Source organism: Allobosea sp. CER48 (assembly GCF_044752385.1).
Taxonomy (GTDB): domain Bacteria; phylum Pseudomonadota; class Alphaproteobacteria; order Rhizobiales; family Beijerinckiaceae; genus Allobosea.
This window is the reverse complement of the sequence record NZ_JBIWYK010000251.1, coordinates 1-4540: the sequence shown is the minus strand read 5'-3', so window position 1 is coordinate 4540 and position 4540 is coordinate 1. Positions and strand designations below refer to the sequence as shown.

The 4540-nt window shown below is 66.7% G+C and carries 5 protein-coding genes; 1 reads left to right on the top strand and 4 read right to left on the bottom strand.

Annotation, left to right across the window (positions count from 1 at the left end):
• Positions 1-472: GGDEF domain-containing protein (locus ACIPIA_RS10690; RefSeq protein WP_400509301.1), on the top strand; the 472-nt coding region annotated here is incomplete at its 5' end.
• A gap of 70 nt (positions 473-542) precedes the next feature.
• Here ACIPIA_RS10690 and denD (ACIPIA_RS10685) read toward each other — a convergent pair.
• From denD (ACIPIA_RS10685) to ACIPIA_RS10670, 4 genes are all read right to left on the bottom strand, one after another.
• Positions 543-1526 (bottom strand): D-erythronate dehydrogenase, encoded by a 984-nt coding sequence (denD, locus tag ACIPIA_RS10685; protein WP_400509300.1) that lies wholly within the window; start codon positions 1524-1526, stop codon positions 543-545.
• A gap of 38 nt (positions 1527-1564) precedes the next feature.
• Entirely contained in the window at positions 1565-2551 is a 987-nt protein-coding gene (denD, locus tag ACIPIA_RS10680; RefSeq protein WP_400509298.1) for a D-erythronate dehydrogenase, read from the bottom strand.
• Positions 2552-2643: 92 nt separating this feature from the next.
• On the bottom strand, positions 2644-3390 hold the full coding sequence (locus tag ACIPIA_RS10675) for an SDR family oxidoreductase (protein ID WP_400509296.1): 747 nt from the start codon (positions 3388-3390) through the stop codon (positions 2644-2646).
• A gap of 13 nt (positions 3391-3403) precedes the next feature.
• On the bottom strand, positions 3404-4540 hold a 1137-nt coding region (locus ACIPIA_RS10670), incomplete at its 5' end, for a GNAT family N-acetyltransferase (protein ID WP_400509294.1).

The following is a 4540-nucleotide window of genomic DNA, read 5'->3' as shown; positions in this document are numbered from 1 at the left end:
GGTCGCGCGTGCGCGGCGCGAGCAGCGGGCGCTCTCCGTCGTCGTCTTCGATCTCGACCACTTCAAGCGCATCAACGACGATTTCGGCCACGACGCCGGTGACGAAGTGCTGGTCGCCGTCGCCGAAACCGCCAAGCGCGTGCTTCGGCCTTACGACCTCGTCGCGCGGCTCGGTGGCGAGGAATTCTGCGCCTTCCTGCCCGCGACGGGCCTCAGGGAGGCTCTGGCCATCGCCGAGCGGCTGCGGGAAGGCATCGCCGCGCTGCGCATCGACTCGCTCCGCGGCCGGAGCGTCACCGCGAGCTTTGGCGTGCACGAAGCGGATATCGCGCGCGAGCAGTTCAGGGACATGCTGCGTGTGGCCGATCAATATCTCTATCAGGCCAAGGGCGCCGGCCGGAACCAGGTGCAGACCGCGGAAGCTCGCCCTGCCGTGGTGCAGACCGGAGTTCCCGATCAGGCCAGCCTCTGACGGCTCGGCTTCAGGCCGGCCGCGCGATACGAGAGAGGGCGGCCTTTCCAGGCCGCCCTCTCTTTGTCCCTTACTTCACGAAGGTGCCGTGCAGCTCGTCCTCGATATGGACGCGGATGATCTCCTCGAAGCTCGACTCTGCCTTGAAGCCGAGCGCGAGCGCGCGCTGCGGATCGAAGTTGCGCGGCCAGCCGGCGACGATGCCGTCGATCACCGGGTCGGGCACGCGCTTGATCCGGGCGACGACATTATCGCCGGCGACCTTGCGGAGCGCCTCGATCTGCTCGGCGACGGTGCAGGAATAGCCCGGCATGGTCAGTACGCGGCGCGGGCCGATCGCAGCCGTGTCCATCGTCGCGGCATGGATGAGGAAGCCGACGGCCGAGCGCGGCGAGGCGTGCCAGTGGCGCACCTGATCGGAGACCGGCAGCACCGCCTCCTCGCCGTTCAGCGGCTCGCGGATGATGTTCGAGAAGAAACCCGAGGCCGCCTTGTTGGGCTTGCCGGGGCGCACGCAGATCGTGGGCAGGCGGATGCCGACACCGTCGAAGAAGCCGCGCCGCGAATAATCGCAGAGCAGGAGTTCGCCGATCGCCTTCTGCGTGCCATAGCTCGTCAGCGGCGTGGTGAAGAACTCGTCCTCGATCTTGTCGTGGAAGGGCGCGCCGAACACCGCAATCGAGGAGGTGAAGACGATGCGGGGCTTGTAGCCGCCGCCGACCTTGCGGATCGCCTCGAAGAGATAGCGCGTTCCGTCGAGGTTGATGCGGTAGCCCTTGTCGAAATCGGCCTCGGCCTCACCCGACACGATGGCTGCGAGATGGACGATCAGCTCGGGGCGCGTCGCGATCAGCTTCTCCGCCTCGCCCTCGATCGAGAGATCGGAGATCACCGCCTCGAAATCAAAGGGGGCAGCCGGCGGGGGCGAGGCGACGACGACATCCTGCGCCGTTACGCGCGTCACCGGCTTGCCGCCGAGCGCGCCGTCGCGCGCCAGCCGCTCGATGAACTTGCGTCCGACCATGCCGGCACCGCCGAGAACGAGAATATGCATCGGATCTGTCCTGAAGTTGGGTGTGATGGTTAGCGTCGTCAGTTCGGGAGGTGGCCGCCGAGATCGTCCTCGATATGAACGCGGATGATCTCGTCGAAGTCACGCTCGGCCTCGAAGCCCAGAGCCAGCGCACGCGCGGCGTCGAACCGTGTCGGCCAGCCCGCGACGATGGCCGAGGAGGCCGGGTCGGGCGCGCGCCGGATCAGCTTCACGGCCTTGTCACCGGCGATGCGCCTGAGTGCCTCGATCTGCTCGCCGACGGTGACGCAGACACCCGGCATCGTCAGGTTGACGCGCGGGCCGAGCGCCTCGCGCGAGAGGCCGGCCGCATGGATCAGAAAACCCACGGCCGAGCGCGGGCTCGCATGGGTGAAGAGCACGTCGTCGCCGACGGGAAGCAACGCCTCCTGCCCCTGCAGCGGCTCGCGGATGATGCCGGAGAAGAAGCCGCCGGCGGAGGCGTTGGGCTTCCCCGGCCGCACCACGATCGAGGGGAAGCGGATGCCGACGCCATCGACGAAGCCACGCCGCGAGTAATCGGCCAGCAGCAACTCGCCGATCGCCTTCTGCGTGCCGTAGCTCGTCAGCGGCGTGACGTGGAATTCGTCGGAGATGACCGGCGGGAACGGAGCGCCGAAGATGCCGCTCGAACTGGTGAAGACGAGTTTCGGGACATAGCTCGCACCGCCCTCGTGCCGGATCGCCTCCAGCAGGTTGCGCATGCCGTCGAGATTGACGCGATAGCCCTTGTCGAAATCGCGCTCGGCCTCACCCGAGATGATCGCGGCGAGGTGGAAGATCAGGTCCGGACGCAGAGCCGCGAGTTGCTTCGCGACCGTCGCATCGCCGGAATCCTCGACGCGGATCGCCGCCCGGCTCTCGAGCTCTGGCGGCAGTGAAGCGGGAACCACATCAGAAAGCGTGAGCTTGCCGATCGCCTGTCCGGCACAGTTTCCTTCGCGCGCCAGGCGTTCGGCCAGCTTGCGGCCGACCATGCCGGCCGCTCCCGTGATCAGGACATGCATGGGCTCTCCCTATCCATTCTGATGCCGGCCGCTTTTGGCGCGACCTTTCGATCGATGGCGGACGGAGAACCGCCCGCCATCCTCGGCCGCGCTCAGAGCGCGAAACCGCCATCCGCCAGGTGAATCTGGCCGGTGGTGTAGCTGGACTCGTCGGCAGCGAGGTAAACTGCGAGCCAGGCGATCTCCTCGGCCGTGCCGAGGCGGGCCATCGGCTGACGATCGATGAAGGCCTGCCGGGCCGCGGCTTCGCTGACGCCGGTCGACGCGGCGAGATCCTTGATGCGCTGGTCGAGCGAAGGCGACTGGATCGTGCCCGGGCAGATCGCATTGGAGCGGATGCCCTGCTTGATGAAGTCCGCCGCGACGGCCTTGGTCAGGCCGATCACCGCCGCCTTGGTCGCGCCATAGGCGTAGCGGTTCGGGATGCCGCGCACCGAGCCGGCGCCCGAGGCGATGTTGATGATCGAGCCCCTGTGTTTCTCCAGCATGCCCGGAATAAACGCCTGGATCGTGCGGTGCATCGCCTTGACGTTGAGGTCGAAGGAAAAGTCCCAGGCCTTGTCATCGGTGTTCAACACGGTGCCGTGATGGACGAAGCCAGCGGCGTTCACGAGCACGTCGATCGGGCCGGCCTTTTCGGCGAAGGCGTTGACCGCCTTGGTCGAGAGCACGTCGAGCTTGCGCTTCTTGGCCTTCGGAATGCCTTCCAGCAGGGTGACATCCTTGTCGGTCGCCCAGACGATGGCGCCCTCGGCCACGAAAGCCTCGGCGATGGCCCGGCCGATCCCCTGCCCCGCGGCGGTGACGACCGCAACCTTGCCCTTCAAACGTCCTGCCATGCTCGAATCCTTTTTAGCCGGCTTTTGCAAAGGTCTTGCGCATATGGGTCAGCCGCCGGTCGGCCATGTCCTCATGATGCGTGATGGTGAAACCGAGCCGCTCGTACCAGCCGATGCGCTGGGTCAGCCTGGCATGGGTGTAGAGATGCACGGAACCGTAGCCGAGCGCCCTCGCCCGCTCGTCGGCGAATGCCATCAGCGTGGCGCCGAGCTTGCGGCCGCCCGCTTCGGGCGCGACGGCGACGCTCCAGACCGTGAAATCCTCCGGCTCGATTTCGAGCACGATCGCGGCCTCGAGGCCGTGCGCGCCGTCCACGAGCCAGACCTCATGTTCCGAGACGACCTGCCGATAATCGGCGATGCGCGGGAGCGAGGGCACGCCGATGATGCTCTCGTTCGGCGTATAGGCGGCGTTCTTCAGGGCCAGGATCGCCGGGATGTCAGCATAGCCGGCGCGTCGCAGCGTGGCGGCGCCGGCCTGCGCGGCGATCTGGTTGAAAGCACCGAGCGAACGCTTCTGATCGCCCTGGGCATCGAAATTGTCAGGCGCAAGCCAGCGGCGGAAGGCCTGGGCGCGCACCGGCCATTCGCTGTCGAGGATCGAGAACCAGGCGGTGTCGCGGTTCTCGCCCTTCACCACCATGTGCTGCCGGAACAGGCCTTCATACTGGAAGCCGAAACGCAGGGCCGCGCGCTTGGACGGCTCGTTGCGGTCGTTGCATTTCCACTCGTAGCGGCGATAGCCGAGCGAGAAACCGTAATCGCCGACGAGATAGATCGCCTCGGTCGCGGTCCGGGTCCGCTGCAGCGCAGGCGAATAGGTGATCCAGCCGACCTCGAAGACACCATGCTCGGGCCGGATCTCCATGATCCAGAGATGGCCCTTCGCCTTGCCGTCGGCCTTGTCGATCACCGCGAGCGGGACGATGCCCGCCTTCGCCACCATCGAATCCAGCAGAGCGCCGTACTCGTCCCTGCTCTTCGGCGGAGCGGCCGGCAGCCAGTCCCAGACGCTGTCATGGCCGGCATTGGCGGCCCAGATATCGTCGAGATGCCTGCCGACATCGAGCGGCTCGAGCCGACAATATTGCCCTTCCAGAACCCTGGCCGGCGGGAATGGCGGCGCCTTCCAATCGAGCGTCATGACAAT